18 protein-coding genes are annotated in these 17,415 nt (G+C 71.7%); 1 reads left to right on the top strand and 17 read right to left on the bottom strand.

The features are described from left to right. Positions 1-2 precede the first annotated feature (2 nt). The 6 genes from ACTIFV_RS13325 to rpe are packed head-to-tail and all read right to left on the bottom strand — an operon-like array spanning position 3 to position 3,609. On the bottom strand, positions 3-605 hold the full coding sequence (locus tag ACTIFV_RS13325; protein ID WP_439593274.1) for a Trp biosynthesis-associated membrane protein: 603 nt from the start codon (positions 603-605) through the stop codon (positions 3-5). Then, the gene (hisI, locus tag ACTIFV_RS13330; RefSeq protein WP_439593275.1) at positions 602-961 is read right to left on the bottom strand and encodes a phosphoribosyl-AMP cyclohydrolase; all 360 of its coding nucleotides are present in this window, start codon (positions 959-961) and stop codon (positions 602-604) included. The genes ACTIFV_RS13325 and hisI overlap by 4 nt, the downstream gene beginning before the upstream one ends. Further along, on the bottom strand, positions 958-1,731 hold the full coding sequence (gene hisF / locus ACTIFV_RS13335) for an imidazole glycerol phosphate synthase subunit HisF (RefSeq protein WP_439593276.1): 774 nt from the start codon (positions 1,729-1,731) through the stop codon (positions 958-960). The genes hisI and hisF overlap by 4 nt, the downstream gene beginning before the upstream one ends. Position 1,732: 1 nt before the next feature. Further along, positions 1,733-2,575, bottom strand: coding sequence for an ATP phosphoribosyltransferase (gene hisG, locus ACTIFV_RS13340; RefSeq protein WP_439593277.1), 843 nt, complete (start codon positions 2,573-2,575; stop codon positions 1,733-1,735). A 41-nt stretch (positions 2,576-2,616) separates the two neighbouring features. After that, a complete protein-coding gene (locus ACTIFV_RS13345; protein ID WP_439593278.1) occupies positions 2,617-2,880 on the bottom strand; it encodes a phosphoribosyl-ATP diphosphatase in 264 nt (87 codons plus the stop codon). A 45-nt stretch (positions 2,881-2,925) separates the two neighbouring features. Beyond that, a complete protein-coding gene (gene rpe / locus ACTIFV_RS13350) occupies positions 2,926-3,609 on the bottom strand; it encodes a ribulose-phosphate 3-epimerase (RefSeq protein WP_439593279.1) in 684 nt (227 codons plus the stop codon). 21 nt (positions 3,610-3,630) lie between these two features. Between rpe and glsA the strand changes: the two genes are divergently transcribed. After that, entirely contained in the window at positions 3,631-4,806 is a 1,176-nt protein-coding gene (gene glsA / locus ACTIFV_RS13355) for a glutaminase A (protein ID WP_439593280.1), read from the top strand. 1 nt (position 4,807) lies between these two features. Here the strand turns inward: glsA and ACTIFV_RS13360 are convergent, their stop codons facing one another. The 11 genes from ACTIFV_RS13360 to ACTIFV_RS13410 form a co-directional block, all read right to left on the bottom strand. Next, positions 4,808-6,178 carry an RsmB/NOP family class I SAM-dependent RNA methyltransferase gene (locus tag ACTIFV_RS13360; RefSeq protein ID WP_439593281.1) on the bottom strand — a complete coding sequence of 457 codons (1,371 nt, stop codon included), beginning with the start codon at positions 6,176-6,178 and terminating at the stop codon, positions 4,808-4,810. Continuing rightward, positions 6,175-7,089, bottom strand: coding sequence for a methionyl-tRNA formyltransferase (gene fmt / locus ACTIFV_RS13365; RefSeq protein ID WP_439593282.1), 915 nt, complete (start codon positions 7,087-7,089; stop codon positions 6,175-6,177). Before fmt ends, ACTIFV_RS13360 begins: the two co-directional genes overlap by 4 nt. Positions 7,090-7,096: 7 nt before the next feature. Then, positions 7,097-9,097, bottom strand: coding sequence for a primosomal protein N' (locus tag ACTIFV_RS13370; RefSeq protein WP_439593283.1), 2,001 nt, complete (start codon positions 9,095-9,097; stop codon positions 7,097-7,099). 1 nt (position 9,098) lies between these two features. Beyond that, a complete protein-coding gene (gene metK, locus ACTIFV_RS13375) occupies positions 9,099-10,292 on the bottom strand; it encodes a methionine adenosyltransferase (RefSeq protein WP_439593284.1) in 1,194 nt (397 codons plus the stop codon). Between the two features lie 104 nt (positions 10,293-10,396). Then, entirely contained in the window at positions 10,397-10,651 is a 255-nt protein-coding gene (rpoZ, locus tag ACTIFV_RS13380) for a DNA-directed RNA polymerase subunit omega (RefSeq protein WP_248150068.1), read from the bottom strand. Between the two features lie 99 nt (positions 10,652-10,750). Beyond that, positions 10,751-11,311, bottom strand: a complete 561-nt coding sequence (locus tag ACTIFV_RS13385) for a CoA-binding protein (RefSeq protein WP_439593285.1) — start codon at positions 11,309-11,311, stop codon at positions 10,751-10,753. Then, positions 11,308-12,627 carry an O-acetylhomoserine aminocarboxypropyltransferase/cysteine synthase family protein gene (locus tag ACTIFV_RS13390; RefSeq protein WP_439593286.1) on the bottom strand — a complete coding sequence of 440 codons (1,320 nt, stop codon included), beginning with the start codon at positions 12,625-12,627 and terminating at the stop codon, positions 11,308-11,310. The genes ACTIFV_RS13385 and ACTIFV_RS13390 overlap by 4 nt, the downstream gene beginning before the upstream one ends. A 41-nt stretch (positions 12,628-12,668) precedes the next feature. After that, positions 12,669-14,669, bottom strand: a complete 2,001-nt coding sequence (gene acs, locus ACTIFV_RS13395) for an acetate--CoA ligase (protein ID WP_439593287.1) — start codon at positions 14,667-14,669, stop codon at positions 12,669-12,671. Continuing rightward, positions 14,660-15,475, bottom strand: a complete 816-nt coding sequence (locus tag ACTIFV_RS13400; RefSeq protein ID WP_439593288.1) for an ABC transporter permease — start codon at positions 15,473-15,475, stop codon at positions 14,660-14,662. The genes acs and ACTIFV_RS13400 overlap by 10 nt, the downstream gene beginning before the upstream one ends. Before the next feature lie 20 nt (positions 15,476-15,495). Beyond that, on the bottom strand, positions 15,496-16,542 hold the full coding sequence (locus ACTIFV_RS13405) for an aliphatic sulfonate ABC transporter substrate-binding protein (RefSeq protein ID WP_439593289.1): 1,047 nt from the start codon (positions 16,540-16,542) through the stop codon (positions 15,496-15,498). Then, the gene (locus ACTIFV_RS13410) at positions 16,539-17,381 is read right to left on the bottom strand and encodes an ABC transporter ATP-binding protein (protein ID WP_439593290.1); all 843 of its coding nucleotides are present in this window, start codon (positions 17,379-17,381) and stop codon (positions 16,539-16,541) included. Before ACTIFV_RS13410 ends, ACTIFV_RS13405 begins: the two co-directional genes overlap by 4 nt. Positions 17,382-17,415 lie beyond the last annotated feature (34 nt).

The following is a 17,415-nucleotide window of genomic DNA, read 5'->3' on the forward strand; positions in this document are numbered from 1 at the left end:
GCTCAGTCTAGCGGGCGGGTGGTCGGATCCTCGCCACGCGAGAGGTCGTCCCAGTCGTCGATCGCGTCATGAGGGCGGGATGCCGAGGGTGCGGCAGCAGCCGCGTCCGTGCGGTACTTGCGCCCGGATCCTGTCCAGCGATGCGCCGTCGCGAGGGTCAGGAGCCCCGCGGCGAGGAGGAGGATCCACGCCCCCAGCGTGACGACCGTCCAGGGTGATGCGCCGATCGATCCGACGAGTGCCGATACGGCCGCCGCACCGGAGATTCCCGTGGCCTCGGTGACGGTGGACGCCGCGTGCGAGGCCTGCGGGTCGAATGCCACCTGCCACGTCAGGGTTCCGAGGATCACGGCGATGGCGACGCTCAGTGCGCCGAAGGCGTACCGCAGGAAGCGACCCGCGATGGAGAGTGCGGCGCCGAGCGCGAGGACGGCGAGGCTCAGCGGCGCCAGCACCGGGATCGCCGAGGCGCCGGGCACGAGGAGCACGTGGTCCGCACCGTCGGCGAGCGTCACGGTCAGCCACGTCTGGGTCGACGAGATGATGCCGGTCGCGCCCGCCAGCAGCGTCATGACGACGCACAGGAGCCGTGCGCGCCGGATCACGCCTGATCCCCCGCAACGGGCTCGAGGTCGTCGGCGTCGAAGCACGTCCGCGTTCCCGTGTGGCACGCCGCGCCGATCTGCTCGACCTGCACGAGGATCGCGTCGCCGTCGCAGTCCAGGCGCGCGCCGCGCACGTACTGCGCGTGGCCCGATGTGTCGCCCTTGCGCCAGTACTCCTGCCGCGACCGCGACCAGAAGGTCACGCGGCCCTCGGTCAGCGTGCGGCGGAGGGCCTCGGCATCCATCCATCCGAGCATGAGGACCTCGTGCGTGTCCCACTGCTGGATGATCGCCGCGACCAGGCCATCGGCGTTGAAGGCGACGCGCGCGACGCGCTCCTCGACGGACCCGCTCATGCCGCCACCTCCCGCACGGCGATGCCGTCGGCCGACATCGCAGCCTTCACGTCTCCGACCGTCAGCTGACCGGAGTGGAAGACGGATGCCGCGAGCACGGCATCCGCGCCCGCCTCGATCGCGGGTCCGAAGTCCTCGGCGGCACCCGCGCCGCCCGAGGCGATGACGGGAACGCTCGAGACCTCGCGCATGAGACGCACGAGCTCCAGATCGAAGCCGGCCTTGGTGCCGTCGGCGTCGATCGAGTTGACGAGCAGCTCGCCCGCGCCGCGCTCGATCGCCTCGCGGGCCCAGTCGAGCGCGTCCAGCGCCGTCTCGGTGCGTCCGCCGTGGGTCGTCACGACGAAGCCGGAGTGCGTCGATCCGCCGCGCTTGACGTCGAGCGACAGCACGAGCACCTGCGCACCGAAGCGGTCGGCGATCTCGTCGAGCAGATCGGGGCGGGCGATCGCGGCGGAGTTGACGCCGATCTTGTCGGCCCCCACCGAGAGCAGGCGCGCCACGTCGTCGGCGGAGCGGACTCCCCCGCCGACCGTGAGCGGGATGAAGACCTCTTCGGCGGTGCGGCGCACCACGTCGTAGGTGGTCGCTCGGTCGTCGACCGTCGCGGTCACGTCGAGGAACGTCAGCTCGTCGGCGCCCTGGCGGAAGTACTCGCGGGCGAGCTCGACGGGGTCGCCCATGTCGCGCAGGTTCTCGAAGTTCACACCTTTGACGACGCGGCCGGCGGCGACGTCGAGGCACGGGATGACGCGGCAGACCAGGGCCATGTCAGAGCCTCGCGTTGTGGATCGCCGTCACGAGGATCGCGCGTGCGCCGATGCCGTAGAGGTCGTCCATGACGCGATTGACCTCCTTGCGCGAGACCATGACGCGCACGGCGACCCACTCCGGGTCGCGCAGCGGCGAGATCGTGGGCGACTCGATGCCGCCGGCGATCCGCACCGCGTCGTCGAGCAGTGCGACCGGCAGGTCGTAGTCGACGAGCACGTAGCGGCGGGCGACCATGACGCCGCGCAGGCGACGAAGGAGCGTCTCGCTGCCGGGAGCGTCGGCGGGACCGGCGATCAGGACCGCCTCGGACTCGAGCAGCACGGGCCCGAAGATCTCGAGGCCCGCCTGACGGAGCGTCGTTCCCGTCGAGACCACGTCGGCGACGGCATCCGCCACGCCCAGGCGTACGGCGGACTCCACCGCGCCGTCCAGCGGCACGAGGTCGACGGCGATCCCGCGCTCGTCCAGGAATCCGTCGACGAGCCCCGGGTACGACGTCGCGACGCGCGCACCGTCGAGATCGGCGAGGTCCGCGAAGCGGCCCGGGGTGCCCGCGAAGCGGAACGTCGACTCGCCGAAGCCGAGGGCCTCGATCTCGCGGGCTCCCGGCATCCGCGCGTCGAAGAGCAGGTCGCGGCCGGTGATGCCGACGTCGAGCGCGCCCGAGCCGACGTACGTCGCGATGTCCTTGGGACGCAGGTAGAAGAACTCGACCTCGTTGACGGGGTCGATGACGTGGAGGTCTTTCGGGTCGCGGCGACCCGTGTAGCCCGCTTCGGCGAGCATCTCGTGAGCGGTGTCGGCGAGCGAGCCCTTGTTCGGCACGGCGATTCGCAGCATGGGGGTGCTTTCAGTTCGTGGCGGAAGGATGCGGGAGCGGCTCAGAGATGTCGGTAGACGTCTTCGAGCGACAGACCCTTCGCGATCATGAGCACCTGCAGGTGGTAGAGCAGCTGCGAGATCTCCTCGGCCGCGGCATCCACCGACTCGTACTCGGCCGCCATCCACACCTCGGCGGCCTCTTCGACGATCTTCTTGCCGATCGCGTGCACTCCGGCGTCGAGCTGCGCCACCGTCCCCGATCCCTCGGGGCGCTCGGCCGCTTTGGCGGCGAGCTCGGCGTACAGCGTCTCGAACGTCTTCACTGTTCTAGGGTAGCGACCCCGGGCGATGCCGAAGCCCGCGTGACGTCAGTGCGCGTGCGCCGCCGCGGAACGAAGACCCGCGATCGCGTTGTCGGGATCATCCGCACCGAAGACGGCGGAACCCGCCACGAACGTGTCGGCGCCGGCCGCGGCCGCCTGGGCGATCGTCGTCGACGAGATCCCCCCGTCGACCTGCAGCCACACCTGCGATCCACGCCGACGCGCCTCGTCGGCGAGCAGCTGCAGCTTGGGCATCGTCTCGGGCATGAACGACTGGCCGCCGAAGCCAGGCTCGACCGTCATGACGAGGATCTGATCGAATTCGTCGAGCACGTCGAAGAGTCCTTCGACGGGCGTGCCCGGCTTGACCGCGACCCCGGCGCGGGCGCCGATCGCACGCAGCCGCCGAGCGAGGGTGATCGGCTCGGCCGAAGCCTCGAGATGGAACGTGACGGAGGCCGCGCCGAGCTCGGCGTAGCCCGGCGCCCACTGCTCGGGCTCCGTGATCATGAGGTGCACATCGAGCGGCACGGGACTCGTCGCCTGGATGCGCTCGACCATCTGCGGGCCGAACGTGAGATTCGGCACGAAGTGGTTGTCCATGACGTCCACATGCACGAAGTCGGCCGTGGCGATCCGGGCGAGGTCCGCCTGCATGTTGACGAAGTCGGCGGCGAGGATGCTGGGATTGATGCGGATGCCGCGATCGCGGCCGTTGTCGTCGGGCACGGCTCCATTATGGTCGGAGCCGTGGACCCCATCACCGCCCTGCTCGACGACGTCCTCGCCGAGATCGCCCCGCAGGACGCCGGCGCACCGGCGGACTACATCCCCGAGCTCGCCGCCGCCGACCCCGAGCGGCTCGCGTTCGCCGTCGTCGGGCCGCACGGTCGGGTGCGTGCCGTCGGCGACGATGCCGCGGAATTCACGATCCAGTCGATCTCGAAGCCGTTCGTGCTCGCGCTCGCTCTGCAGGAGCAGGGCCGTGACCGCGTGCTCTCGCGTGTCGGCGTCGAGCCGAGCGGGGAGCCCTTCAACGCGATCAGCCTCGAGGCGGGCACGGGTCGCCCCGCCAACCCGATGATCAACGCGGGCGCGATCGCCGTGTCGTCGCTCGTGCCCGGCGACGACGTCGACGAGCGGACGGCACGTGTCGTCGAGACGCTCTCGGCCTTCGCCGGCAGATCGCTCTGGGTCGATGAGGCGGTCTACGCGTCGGAGTCCGCGACGGGCGATCGCAACCGCGCGCTCGCGCACCTGCTGCGCTCGCACGACGTGCTCGAGGGTGGCGTCGAGACCGCGGTCGAGACGTACTTCCGCCAGTGCGCCGTGATCGTGACGGTGCGCGATCTCGCCGTCATGGCCGCCACCCTGGCCTTCGGCGGAGTGAATCCCGTGACCCGTCGCCGGGTGATCGACGGCCCTGTCGCCCGGGATGTGCTCTCGATCATGGGCAGCTGCGGCATGTACGACTTCTCGGGCGAATGGATGCTGCGCGTCGGCCTCCCGGCCAAGAGCGGTGTGAGCGGCGGCCTGCTCGCCGTCGCACCCTCGCAGTTCGGCGTCGCGGCCTTCAGCCCGCGCCTCGACGAGCACGGCAACACGGTGCGCGGAGGCCTCGTCGTCGAGACGCTGTCCGAGCGCTTCGGGATGCATCTGCTCGAGCCGCACGAGAGCGTCGCGGTGCCCGCCGTCGCGATCGAACGCGCGCCCGGGGGCGGCGGCGTCATCCGGCTCGGCGGCGAGCTCGGCTTCGCCGGCACCGAGCGCATCGTTGCGATCCTGCGCGACTTCGCCGACGGCCTGCCGGCCGGTGCGACCCTCACGGTCGATGCGACGGGCCTGGGCGCGTCCCACCCGGGTGCCGTCGTCGCGCTGCGAGCCGAGTTCGAGACGATGCCCGCGGGTGTGGTCCTCGTCGTCTGAGTCAGACTCTGCGCAGGAGCGAGATCGACATCGCGTCGGTGCCGTGCCGGTGCGGCCACAGCTGGGCGCGCCCGGAGCCGTCGAGCTGGGGAAGGACGGCGGGATCGACGCGGGATACCGCGGCCACGGCATCCCGTGCCGAGATCTCCTCGACCGCCTCGCCCCACTCGCGACGCACCTCGGCGACGACGCCGGACGTCTCGGCCAGGTGCGGCGAGCAGGTGACGTAGGCGACGACGCCGCCCGGCTTGAGGGCGCCGATCGCGCTCGACAGCAGTTCGCGCTGCAGCTCCGAGAGCTCGGGCACGTCGGAGGGAGCCTTGCGCCACCGCGCCTCGGGGCGACGGCGCAGGGCGCCCAGGCCCGTGCACGGCGCGTCGACCAGGATGCGGTCGTACGCGCCCGGATGCTCGGCGGTGAACTCGCGCCCGTCGCGCTCGGCGACCTCGACCTCGAGCGGCACGGCCGCGAGCGCCTGACGCACGAGCCCGGCGCGAGCGGGGGTGATCTCGTTCGCGTCGAGGCGCGCGCCGCGCTCCAGCGCCTCGGCGGCGAGCAGCGCCGTCTTGCCGCCAGGGCCTGCGCACAGGTCGAGCCAGCGCTCGCCCGCTTCGACGCGGGTCGCGTGCACGAGGGCGAGCGCCGCGAGCTGCGATCCTTCGTCCTGCACGCGCAGGCGGCCTTCGGACGCGCGGATGACGGACTCGGGATCGCCGCCGCCGAGCCGGAAGCCGAAGGGCGAATACGGCGTGCGGGCGGCGCCCTCGGGCACGTCGGCGAGCCCGGGGAGAGCCGCCATCGTCACCCGCGGTGCATCGTTGTCGGCCGCGAGGAGCTGTTCGAGCTCGTCGGCCCTGCCCTCGGCGGCGAGGGCGCGTCGCAGCGCCCGGACGATCCACACAGGATGAGAGGTCACGAGCCCGATCCGTTCGTCGTCGGAGCGGGCGCCGTCGGCGACGCGTTGCATCCACTCCCCCGGCGTGTCGCGCGAGACGCGTCGCAGCACGGCGTTCGTGAACCCCGCCGCACCGCGGCTACCGGCTTCTCGCGCCAGTTCGACCGACTCGTTGACCGCGGCGTGCGACGCGACGCGCGTCGAGAGGAGCTGGTGAACGCCGAGGCGCAGGGCATCGAGCACCGCGGGATCGATGTCGTGCACGTCACGGTCGGCGGCGATCCGGATGACGGCGTCGTACGTGCCCTGTCGACGCAGCGTGCCGTAGGCGAGCTCGGTCGCCAGCCCCGCGTCGGCGGTGTTCAGGCCGGCGCGCGCGATCGCGGTCGGCAGATGGAGGTTCGCGTAGGCATCCGATTCGTGCACGGCGCGGAGGGTGTCGTAGGCCACGCGCCTCGCGGACTGCACGCGGCTCATGTGCCCACCTCGACGGGAGTCTCGCGGAGACCTCGCCACCAGTCCGCTGCGCGCATCGCGCCCTTGCCGGCCGGCTGCACCGTCTCGAGGGCCACGGGATCGGTCGCGGTGCCCACGAGCACGCGCTTGCCGTCGCCGACGATGGCGCCGGGTGCGAGGGCGCCGTCGGCGGCGGATGCGGCGAGCACCTTGAGGCGTGCACCGCCGATCGTCGTGTGGGCGCCGGGCTCCGGCGTCACGCCGCGGATGCGTCCGAGGACGGCCGACTGCGGCTCGTCCCACCGCACGCGTCCGTCGTCGTCGCCGAGCTTCGCGGCGTAGGTGGCCTCGCCCTGCTGCGGGGTCGCGACGGCCGAGCCGTCGGCGAGGGATGCCACGACGTCCGCGAGGAGCTCGGCGCCCGCGACCGCGAGCTGATCGAGCAGCTGACCGGCCGTCGCCGTCTCTGGGACGGGGAGCTCGATCTCGCCGAACACATCGCCCGCGTCGAGTTCGGCGACGAGCTGGAAGACGCTGGCGCCGGTCGTGCGGTCGCCCGCGATGAGCGCACGCTGCACGGGCGCGGCGCCGCGCCAGCTTGGAAGCAGTGAGAAGTGCAGATTGATCCAGCCGAGGCGCGGCGTCGACAGGAGCGGCTCGCGCACGATTCCGCCGTACGCGACGATGACTCCGAGGTCGGCCTCCTCGGCCGCGATGCGCTCGGTGACGGCCGGATCGAGGCGATCGGCGCGGATCACCTCGATGCCGAGCTCCTCGGCCACGACGGCGACGGGCGACGGTGTCAGCACGCGCTTGCGGCCGAGCGGCGCGTCGGTGCGCGTCACCGCGAGACGGAGGTCGTGACCGCGCGCGACGAGGGCGCGCAGAGACGGCACAGCGGGCGCGGGGGTGCCCGCGAAGACGAGGCGCATGGAGTCCTTACAGATCGAGATCGGGCACATCGACCCGCACTCTGAGTGTATTGCGGGCCGGCTGGGGCCTGCCTTGGGTCTGACGCCTGCCCTTGCTCGCCCTCCGCGCCGCGAGCGCGTCCGCGACCACGGCGGCGCGGAGGGTCTCGGCGACCTTCGCGCCCGACGCGTAGTCGAATCGCACGAGCGCACGGAACCCGTTCTCGCCGGGCTGCCTGCCCTCGACCGGCACCGGCCCGAGCACCCAGGCCGGATCGACCTCGGGTGCGCCCTCGCGCAGTGCCGTGAGCGCGCCGTCCACGGCCGCGCGGTCGCCGTCGACCGCGGCCACCCGCACCGCCGGCGGCATCCGCAGCGGGATGCGGTCCTCGAGCTCGGCACGCGCATACGCCGGCTGCGTCCACGTCGCGAGAGCACGGGCGACCGGGCCGGCGACCCCGACGAGGTGCACGGGCGCGCGGGGCGCTGCGAGGGCGGCGGCGTTGGACCACCAGCGCAGGCACGACTCGCCGATGCGGAGATCCTCGGCCTGCAGCATCCGGTCGCCGTCGAGGAGGATGACCGCGCGGTAGCCGCCCTCGGCGATGGGCTCGGCGCCTCGCGTCGCGATCACGAGCGCGGGCTTCGCATCGACGTGCAGCACGGGGTGATCGCCGTCGGCGACGATGATGCGCGTTCCCGGGAACGCGCGGCCGAGCTCATCGGCCGTGCGCTCGCTGCCGGAGGACACCATCCGGACCTTGTCGGACCCGCAGTCCGCGCAGGTCCACCCGGTCGCCGCGCGCCCGCACCACGTGCACACCGGTACGGCGCCCGCCGCGCGCGCGTGCAGCGGACCGCCGCAGTGGCGGCACCGGGCGGGATGCCGGCACTCGGCGCAGATGAGCACCGGCGCATACCCGGGTCGCGCGACCTGCACGAGCACCGGCCCGCTCCCGAGCGCCTCGCGCGCCGCGGCGAAGGCCGACGACGGAACCCGGGCACCCCGCGACTCGCCCTCGCGCGTCGCGCTCAGCACGACCCGAGGGCTGGTGCGACGCGTCGCGGGCAGATCCTTGACCCACCCGATCCCGACCAGTCGCTCGACGTCGGTCGTGCGGGTGTGGCCCGTGAACAGGAGCGCGCACCCGTCGAGCTCCTGCCGGACGAGAGCTGCGTCGCGCGCATGCACGCCGGGGCTGAGCTGCTCGGCGAGGAGCGGGTCGCCGTCGTCCCAGAGCGCCACGAGACCGACGTCGTACACGGGGGCGTACACCGCCGATCGGTTTCCGAGCACGATGCACGGCACCGGGGCGAGCGTGCGCAGGAAGGCGGCGTACCGAGCGGGCGAGCTCTGGCGCGCGTCCGTCTCGATGACCGATCCCTCGGGCGCCCACGCGGCAAGAGCGGTGGCGACCTGCGCCTGATCGCGATGGTCGGGCACGACGATGACGGCGCTGCGCCCCGCCGCCAGGGTGCGCACCGCGGCGGCCGCGAGGAGCACGGCCCACGCGCCGATCGACGGGTGCGCGAGCCGGGGCGGCGCATCGACCGCGACGCGTCCGGCCTCGAGGATCGCCGCTTCGAGACCCGGGAACTCGGCGAGGACTCGGGATGCCTCCACCACCGCATCCTCGCCGACAGCGGGTGCCTCGGTCACCGGCGACGCGAGCCATGCCTTCTCGGCGCGCACCATCCGCTTGGGGATCGCGAGCCGCAGGATGTCGCTCGCCGACCCGGCGGCGCGATCGGCCGCGCGGCGCGCAAGCGCGTAGAGACCGAGGGTGAGCACCGGCACGGTCGAGACGACGGCGTCGAGCTCGGAGAGCGGGCGGTCGGCGTCGTCCTGCTCCCCCACCTCGACGACGAAGGCGTCGACCATGCGCCCGGCGCTGCGCAGCGGCACCTTCACCCGCACGCCGGGTGCGACCTCGGGCTCGAGCGACCCGGGGATGACGTAGTCGAACAGGCGGTCGAGCTGCGGCAGCGGCGAGTCGAGCAGGACGCGCGCGACGCGCCGCGTCGTCACGTCAGAGCCCGGAGGCCGCGCGCAGCTCTTCGACGCGGTCGGTGCGCTCCCACGTGAAGTCGGGCAGTTCGCGCCCGAAGTGCCCGTACGCAGCCGTCTGCGCGTAGATGGGACGCAGCAGGTCGAGCTGTTCGATGATCGCGAGCGGGCGCAGATCGAAGACGTCGAGGATCGAGCGCGTGATCACGTCGTCCGAGACGTGGCCCGTGCCGAAGGACTCGACGTACAGCCCCACCGGGCGGGCCTGGCCGATCGCATAGGCGACCTGCACCTCGAGTCGATCGGCGAGGCCGGCCGCGACGGCGTTCTTCGCGACCCAGCGCATCGCGTAGGCGGCCGAGCGATCGACCTTCGACGGGTCTTTGCCGCTGAAAGCGCCGCCACCGTGACGGGATGCCCCGCCGTACGTGTCGATGATGATCTTGCGCCCGGTGAGCCCGGCATCGCCCTTGGGCCCGCCGATGACGAAGGGCCCGGCGGGGTTGATCAGGACGTTCACCCCCGACGCATCGAGATCGAGCGTCTCGAGCACGGGGTCGATGACCTCGGCGCGCACGGCCGCCTGCAGCGCCTTCTGCGAGATGTCGGGGTGATGCTGCGTCGACAGGACGACGGTCTCGACGGTGCGCGGGGTCGCGCCCTCGAATCCGAGCGTGACCTGCGTCTTGCCGTCGGGTCGCAGGAACGGCAGGGCGCCCGATCGACGGGACGTCGTCAGCCGCTCGGCGATGCGATGCGCGGTCCATGCCGCGACCGGCATGAGTTCGCGCGTCTCGGTGGTCGCGTAGCCGAACATGATGCCCTGGTCGCCCGCGCCCTGGGCGTCGAGCGGGTCGGACGAGTCGTCCTCGCGGTGCTCCCGAGCGTTGTCGACGCCCGCGGCGATGTCGCTCGACTGCTCGCCGATCGACACGCTCACGCCGCAGGAGTCGCCGTCGAAGCCCGTCTCGCTCGACGTGTAGCCGATGCGGTTGACCACGCCCCGCACGATGCCGGGGATGTCGACGTAGCCCTCGGTGCGGACTTCGCCCGCGACGTGCACCAGCCCGGTCGTCACGAGGGTCTCGACGGCGACCCGGCTGTTCGGGTCGACCGCGAGGAGGGCGTCGAGGATGCTGTCCGAGATCTGATCGCAGATCTTGTCGGGGTGGCCCTCGGTCACGGACTCGGACGTGAACAGGCGCAGGTCGGGCATCGGTTCTCCAGATCGGGGCGGGCGTGAACCAGTATGCCCCCGAGAGCGGACACGCCGCTTCGGGGGCACAGGTGGTCTGACGGAGGATTACTCCGCGTGACGGCTCACTCCGGGTGGCGGAGGCGCAGCTTGTCCTCGTGGATCTCGTGCAGCGCGATCGTCAGCGGCTTGTCCTCGACGTTCGAGTCGACGAGCGGGCCCACGTTGTCGAAGAGGTTGCCCTCGTGCAGGTCGGAGTAGTAGTCGTTGATCTGACGCGCGCGCTTGGATGCGTAGATGACGAGTTCGTACTTCGAGTCGACCTTCTCGAGAAGAGCGTCGATGGGGGGATCGATGATCCCCTGGTTCGTTCCGGCCATGGGAACCTCCTGAAGGTTTCGGCGGATGTGTCGTAGGTCTCGGGCGCGGCACGAAGCCGCGCATCCGTCCATTCTACCGTGCGGATGCGCGTCCCGACGCTAGGCCCTGCTGACGACCTGCCGCTTCGAGCTGATGACGCCCGTGTCGAACCCCGCGAGATGCAGGCCGCCGTGGAACCGCGCGTGCTCGATCTTGATGCACCGATCCATGACGACGCGCAGCCCTGCGGTCTCGGCGATGGACGCGGCCTCCTCGTTCCACGACCCGAGCTGCAGCCACAGGGCCTTGGCTCCGACGTCGACCGCTTCCTGCGCGACACCCGGCAGGTCGGCGTCGCGACGGAAGACGTCGACGATGTCGGGCACGACGGGAAGATCGGCGAGGGATGCGTAGGCCGGTCGTCCGAGGATCTCGTCGGCGCGCGGGTTCACGAAGTACACGTCGTAGGGCGAGCTGCCGAGCAGGTAGGACCCCACGAAGAAGCTGGCGCGCGCGGGGTTGTCGGAGGCCCCGACGATCGCGACCGACCGTGCCGAGCGCAGGATGTCGAGGCGCTCCTGCGCGTTCGGGCCCTCCCACGTGCGTCCCGTGGCCTGTGCGCCGGGCAGAGCGCAGGCCTCGACGGGCGCGACCGGCAGGGCGCAGGAGAGATCGGTCATCGCGTTGCTCCCGTCGCGGTCGTGAGGGCCTGATCGAGGTCCCACAGGATGTCCTCGGGGTCTTCGAGCCCCACGGAGATGCGGATGAGATCGGCCGGCACGCCGGCCGCGACGAGCTGCTCGGCCGTCAGCTGCCGATGCGTCGTGGACGCAGGATGGATGACGAGCGTCCGCGCGTCGCCGATGTTCGCGAGGTGGGATGCGAGCTGGAGCGCGTCGATGACGGCCTCCCCCGCCCGACGGCCGGCGTCGGGGTCGTCGCCCTCGGCCTTCACGCCGAACGCGAAGACCGAGCCGGGACCCAGCGGGAGGTACTTCTCCGCGCGTTCGCGGTGGGGGTGGTCCGGCAGCCCAGCCCACGTCACGAACGACACGCGCGGGTCGCTCTGCAGCCATTCGGCCACGATCCGCGCGTTCGCCAGGTGCGCATCGATCCGCTGGGGCAGGGTCTCCACGCCCTGCAGCAGCTGGAAGGCCGACTGCGCACTGAGAGCGGGACCGATGTCGCGGAGCTGCTCGGTGCGGAGCTTCGTGAGGAAGCCGTACTCGCCGAAGTTGTCCCACCACGAGATGCCGCCGTACGACGCGACGGGCTCGGTCATCTGGGGGAACCTGCCGTTGCCCCAGTCGAAGGTGCCCTTCTCGATCACGACACCGCCGAGCGTCGTGCCGTGGCCGCCGAGGAACTTCGTGACGGAGTGGATGACGATGTCCGCGCCGTGCTCGAGCGGACGCGCGAGGTAGGGCGTCGCGAGCGTCGAGTCGACGACGAGCGGGATGCCGGCGGCGTGCGCGACGTCGGCGAGGCCCTCGATGTCGGCGATCTCGCCCGACGGGTTGCCGATCGTCTCGACGTAGAGGACCTTCGTCTCGGGGCGGATCGCCGCCGCGTAGTCGGCTGGGTCGGTGGACGCCACGAACGTCGTGTCGACGCCGAACCGACGCAGGGTCACGTCGAGCTGCGTCACGGTGCCGCCGTACAGCTGTGCCGACGCGACGACGTGGTCGCCCGCGCCGACGAGCGCGGCGAACGTGATGAACTCCGCGCTCATGCCGGATGCCGTCGCGACCGCGCCGATACCGCCCTCGAGGGACGCGAGGCGCTCTTCGAGGGCCGCGACCGTGGGGTTGCCGATGCGCGAGTAGATGTTGCCGTACTTCTGCAGCGCGAACAGGTTGCCGGCATCCGTCGCATCGTCGAAGACGAACGAGGTGGTCTGGTAGATCGGAACGGCGCGCGCACCGGTGGTCGCGTCCGGCGTGCCGCCGGCGTGCAGGGCGCGCGTGCGGAAGCCGAATCGGTGCTCTTCAGTCATGTTCTCCCTCACCTGTCATGGTGTCAGATCGAAAGGTGCCGTCAGACCGCGGCGAGGGCGTCGGCGATGCGCTCGACGGCCTCGGGGTTCTGCAGCGACGTCGTGTCGCCCAGCGGCTCGGGTTCGCGTCCCGCGCGGCGGTCCTGCTCGGCCGTCCACAGCTGGGCGAGGAGGCGACGCAGGATCTTGCCGGACCGCGTCTTGGGCAGGTCGGGGACGACGACGATGTGGCGCGGCTTGGCGACGGGGCCGATCGCCCGGGCGACCTCGGTGCGGAGGGCCGCGGCATCCACGTCCGTCCGCCCGGCCCCCACGACGAATGCGGCGACCGCCTGCCCGGTCACGGGGTCGCCGACGCCCGTGACGCCCGCCTCCCCCACGCTGGCGTGCGCGACGAGGGCGGACTCGATCTCGATCGTCGACAGACGGTGTCCCGAGACGTTCACGACGTCGTCGAGGCGGCCGAGGATCCAGATGTACCCGTCGGCGTCGCGCGTCGCCCCGTCTCCCGCGACGTAGAAGCCGCCGTGATCGCCGAGGCCCGCGTACTGCGCCCAGTAGGCGCTCCGATACCGCTCGGGGTCACCCCACACGGTGCGGGCCATGCCCGGCCACGGGCGGCGCACGACGAGTGTGCCCGCGCGACCCGGCTCGACCTCGCGGCCGCGGTCGTCGACGACCGCCGCGTCGATGCCCGGGAGCGGGACGGATGCCGAGCCCGGTTTGAGCGTGGTCGCTCCGGGAAGCGGCGCGATCATGGCCGCTCCCGTCTCGGACTGCCACCACGTGTCGACGACCGGCACGGCATCCCGCCCGAACGTGCGCCGGAACCACACCCACGCGGCCGGGTTGATCGCCTCGCCGACGGTGCCCAGGAGTCGGATGCTCGACAGGTCGTGACCCGTCGGCAGTTCGTCGCCGAACCAGGTCATGAGCGTGCGGATGAGCGTCGGCGCCGTGTAGTAGACCGTGACGCCGTAGCGCTCGATGATCTCGAGGTGGCGCTCGCGGCTCGGCGAGTCGGGCGTTCCCTCGTAGATCACCTGGGTCAGACCGTTCGAGAGCGGACCGTAGATCTCGTACGTGTGCGCCGTGACCCATGCGAGATCGGCGGTGCACCAGTGCACGTCGTCGTGCTTCGCGTCGAAGTGCGCCCAGTGCGCCCAGCTCGCGTGGGTGAGGTATCCACCCGACGTGTGCACGAGCCCCTTGGGTTTGCCGGTCGTTCCGGAGGTGTAGATGACGAAGAGGGGATGCTCCGCGTCGAACGACGCGGCGTCGTGCTCCGTGGGCTGGGTCTCGACGACGTCGTGCCACCATCGGTCGCGTGCGTCGTCCCACGGCACCGCATCGCCCGTGCGGCGCACGACCAGGACGTGGTCGAGATCCGGGAGACCGGATGCCGCGGCATCCGCCGTCGACTTCACCTCGACGGCCGCGCCCCGCCGGAACTGCCCGTCCGAGGTCACGAGGAGCTTCGCGCCGGTGTCGGCGAGCCGGAACCGCAGCGCCTCGGCCGAGAAGCCGCCGAAGACGAGCGAGTGCACGGCGCCGATGCGCGCGCACGCCAGCGTGATCACGACGGTCTCGATCAGCACCGGCAGGTACACCACGACGCGATCGCCCGGCTCGACCCCGAGCGCCGTGAGCGCGTGCGCCGCCTGCGCGACGCGACGCTGCAGATCGGCGTAGGTCACCGCGATGCGGTCGCCGGGCTCGCCCTCGAAGTGCAGCGCGACCTTGTCGCCCCGGCCGGCTTCGACGTGGCGGTCCACGCAGTTGACCGCCACGTTCAGGCGTCCGCCGACGAACCAGCGTGCCGACGGCACGGCGTCGTCCAGAGGCGGTCGCCAGTCGAGCACCGTGTGCCAGGGCTGGGTCCAGTCGAGGCGGCGCGCGGCATCCTCCCAGAAGCGCTCGGGGTCCCGTGCGGCGCGCTCGTACGCCTCGGCCGTGACGTTCGCGTGCTCGGTGAACTCCGGCGACGGCGCGAACGTGCGGGCTTCGACGAGGCGGGCTTCGGTCTGCTCGCTCACGTCCATCGCTTCAGGAGCCTCTTCTCGATCAGGGTGAGGATCGCGTTCGAGAGCGCGCCGAGCAGCCCGAGGATGAGGATCGTGAGGATGATGCGGTCCACGCGCCCCGTCTGCTGCGAGTAGATGAGCAGGAAGCCGAGGCCCATCGAGGCGGCGATCAGCTCCGCCGCGACGAGGAAGAGCCAGGACTGCGCCATCGCGAGCCGCAGACCCGAGACGAGCGCCGGGATGACCGACGGCAGCTGCACGGTGCGGAACAGCTCCCACCCGCGAAGGCTGAAGGAGCGGCCCATCTCGACGAGCCGGATGTCGACGTGACGGAGGGCGCTCGCGACCGTCGTGAACACGGGGAAGAAGGCTCCGATCGCGATCAGGGTGACCTTCGAGTCCTCGCCGATGCCCATCCACAGCAGCAGCAGCGGCACCAGCGCGAGCGAGGGGATGGCCCGGATCGCGGCGAGCGTGGGAGACAGGAGCACGTCGCCGGCCCGCGTGAGGCCGACGATCGCGGCGGCGGCGAGTCCGACGAGCGCGCCGATCACGAAGCCGATCAGCACCCGCTGGATCGAGATCGCGATGTGCAGCCACAGCTCCCCCGTCGCAGCCATCTCGACGGCAGCCGAGACGACCGTCGCCGGCGGCGGCAGCCGGTACGCCGGGACGATCCCCGTCGTCGACACGATCTGCCATGCCGCGAGCAGGGCGAGCGGCACGAGCAGGCCGCCCAGCACACGGACGACCGGACGCGACCAGAACCCGCGCACGGTTCGCGCCGAGCGCGCCGATGCGGCGACCCCCGTGGAGGAGGTCACCGCATCGACGTTCGTGAAACTCACTGGGACTCAGCCGCCTTGCGGGCGAAGGAGTCCTCGATGATCGAGTCGAGCGCGGTCTGCACCGCGGCGTCGCCGCCCTGCACGGAGCCGGACTCGACGAGCACGGGGGCGATCTTCTCGAGCACCGCGAGCTGGTCGTCGCCGGGGATGCCGCTGACGTCGAGGTTCGAGCGCTCCGTGATGACCGTGGTCGCGACCTCGGGATCGATGGCGGCGACCTCGGCGAGCAGCGCGGCGGTCTCCTCCGGATTCTCGAGCGCCCACTCACGAGCCTCTTCGTATGCGTTCACGACGACCTGCGCGACGTCCGCGTGGTTCGTGATGAAGTCCTCCGTCGCGTTGAGGAAGCCGTAGGAGTTGAAGTCGACGTTGCGATAGATGAGCTCTGCGCCGGACTCGCTCTCGGCGGCGGCCATGATCGGGTCCAGACCCGCCCAGGCGTCGACCGAGCCGGCCTCGAGCGCCGCGCGGCCGTCCGCGTGCTGCAGGTTCTGCAGCTGCACGTCGGCGATCGTCAGGCCTTCGGTCTCGAGCGCCTGCAGGAGGAAGAAGTACGGGTCGGTGCCCGGGGTGGCGGCGACGGACTTGCCGGCGAGATCGGCGACGGAGGTGATGTCGCTGCCCGCGGGGACGACGAGCGCCGACCACTCGGGCTGCGAGTAGATGTCGATGACCTTGATGGGCGAGCCGTTGGAGCGCGCGAGGAGCGCCGCGGATCCGGCCGTCGAGCCGACGTCGATCGAGCCCGCGCGCAGGAACTCGTTGGCCTTGTTCGACCCCGCCGACTGCACCCACTCCACGGAGACGTCGTCACCGAGAGCCTCCTCGATGAAGCCCTGGTCGCGCACGACGAGGCTCAGCGGGTTGTACGTCGCGAAGTCGAGGGTCAGCGTGTCCGTCGACCACTCCTGCGTCGCAGCCGTCGTGTCGTCGGTCGCGGGCTCGGCCGCGGCGTTCTCACCGGCGAGGCATCCCGTCGTGCCCATCATCAGCGCTCCCGCAAGGACGATCGCGGGGACGGTGCGGCGGACGATGGTGCTCATCGGTTCTCCTCGGAGGTGCGGTGATGGGTGGGCACGCCGAGTCCTTCGAGGAGCTCGGCACGCAGCTGCGTGAACACGTGGTCGGCACGGTCACGGGGACGGATGCCGGGGACCTCGATCGCGCGTGCGACCGACGATGCCCCGGCATCCTCGCCGAGAGACCGCAGCAGGATCACGCGGTCGGCGAGGTAGAGGGCCTCTTCGACGTCGTGCGTCACGAGCACGACGGTCGTCGGCTGCGAGGCATGGATGTCGAGCAGGAGGTCCTGCATGCGCAGGCGGGTCAAGGCGTCGAGCGCACCGAACGGCTCGTCGAGGAGGAGCACTTCGGGGCCGCGTGCGAGAGCGCGCGCGAGCGATGCGCGCTGCGCCATGCCGCCCGAGATCTCGGAGGGGCGCCGCTCGGCGGCCGCCGTGAGCCCGACGAGGTCGAGCAGCTCCGCGACGCGGGCACGCGCGGCGCGCTTGTCGATGGCGCGCGGGAGTCCGAGCGCCACGTTCTGCGCCACCGTGCGCCACGGCAGCAGCCGCGGCTCCTGGAACGCGACGGCCGTGCGGTCGTCGGTGTCGCGCACCGTCGTGCCGTCCACGGCGATGACGCCCCCTGTCGGGGCGTCGAGGCCGCCGAGCAGTCGCAGCAGCGTCGACTTGCCGCAGCCCGACGGGCCCACGACGGCGACGATCTCGCCCGCGTGCAGATCGAGGTCGATGCCCCGCAGCACGGTGTGGGCACCCTGCGCCGTCGAGAACGTGCGGGCCAGCCCGCTGACGTGCACGACGCCGCGCGGCGCGGCCGTGTCGACGGGGCGCGCGTCTGCGACGGTGAGAGCAGGGGGCATGTCACCAGCCTGGCGACGTTGCTCCTAGTTGCAG

This window comes from Microbacterium sp. (assembly GCF_051860965.1).
GTDB lineage: Bacteria > Actinomycetota > Actinomycetes > Actinomycetales > Microbacteriaceae > Microbacterium.